This is a genomic window from Arthrobacter sp. CAN_A2 (assembly GCF_015752045.1).
GTDB lineage: Bacteria > Actinomycetota > Actinomycetes > Actinomycetales > Micrococcaceae > Arthrobacter_D.
In genome coordinates this window covers 1-1471 of the sequence record NZ_JADOUS010000061.1, presented here as the reverse complement: position 1 = coordinate 1471, position 1471 = coordinate 1, and the positions used below count along the sequence as shown (strand labels likewise).

General features: G+C 65.1%; 1 protein-coding gene. It reads right to left on the bottom strand.

Annotated elements, in window-relative coordinates; translation table 11 throughout:
• Positions 1-1322, bottom strand: a 1322-nt coding sequence (locus IWX63_RS16575; protein ID WP_334685961.1) for an ISL3 family transposase, incomplete at its 3' end; no start/stop codon positions are given.
• Positions 1323-1471: the final 149 nt, after the last annotated feature.

The window sequence follows — 1471 nt, the reverse complement described above, 5'->3', positions numbered from 1 at the left end:
TAGGCGTGGTTGGTTCGTTTCGCGCGGTAGGGGCGGTGGCCGCCGGCAGCGAGTAGGCAGCGGAGTCTGTAGTTGGTGAAGTTACGGAATCCGCGGGCGATGCGGCGGGTGGTTTCGATGACGCCGTTCACGGCCTCGGTGGGGCCGTTGGACGCGCCGTGGGTCTCGAAGTAAGCGAGGATCGCGCTCTTCCACTGTCGTAGCGTCCGGCCCAGTCGTGCGATCTCGGGGATCGGGCAGGTGGGGAACGAGGCGAGGATTTCGGCGACCCGGGCCCGGCCCGTCTCAGGCTTCACGTGGTAGATGGAGCGCAGCTGTTGGTAGCACTGCCACGCCAGAGATACTTCATGGTCGGGGTCCCCGAGGTCGAGCTTCATATCCAGGCGGGTGACTTGTTTGTCGGTGAGGTGCTCGGCCCCGCACTGCAGAGTCCTACGAATGCCGTAGAGCGGGTCCCCGGAACGTCCGCGGTGGCCGAGGGTGTCCTGCTGGACGCGGCGGCGGACCTCATCGACCATGGTCGAGCCGAGCTTCACGACATGGAAGGCATCCAGCACAGTGATGGCTTCGGGGAGTTCGTCGCGGATCGCGTTGGCGTAGCCACGGAACGGATCCAGTGCTGCGGTCTTGATCCCGATCGTGAAGTCCGGGCCTTGGTCTGTGAGCCAGGTGGCGTAAGCCTTCCCGGAGCGTCCCGGAACAAGGTCCAACAACCGTGCATGAACGACACCATCACTGTCCCGGGTGTGGTCCACGATGCCGGTGACCATACCCGTGCCGGGCGGGCCGGTGTGAGCCCAGACGTGCTCATCAACGCCGAGAGCGTTGATCCCGGTCAGTCGTCCGGGGGTGGTGGTACGGCGGGTCGCCTCGGGTGTGATTGCGTTCCACAGGGTATGCCAGGACACCCCGAGTTGATACGCCAGCGCGGAGACCGAGGTGTCGTAACGCGATAGCGCGTCCACCGCCCAGCCGATAGATCGTGTGGTGAGCTTCGAGCGTGGACCGGCCAGCGGATGCTCCTCGGTGAACGTGGTCTTCGGGCACCCCTGGTCGGGGCACCGCCAGATGCGTTTGGCCCAGATCAGGCGCACTGCCCGGCCGAAACACGGGGTGTCATGCAACCGGACCGAGCGGCGTCCATGACCGACCGCGATGACGCCGCATGCCGGGCAGCCGGCGATCGTGTCCCCGGTCTCCACACCCAGTACCAGGCCGGCCGGCGTTGTCGTGACGGAGGTGACGTGGATGCCTTTGACACCCAGCATCGCGTCCGCGCGTGCACACCACCAACCATCAGGACAGGAAGTAAAATCAGCCATGTCAGGGTCTTTTCTGAATCAGGAAGCTTGGTCGCTACCAATTCAAAAAGGCCCTGACCTCATTCCCGCCGCACCACGCCGCACCAACAGCAGCCAACCCTACCGAGTCAGCCCCTGACCGCCCTACCCACGCTCAACTGCGAAGGGCC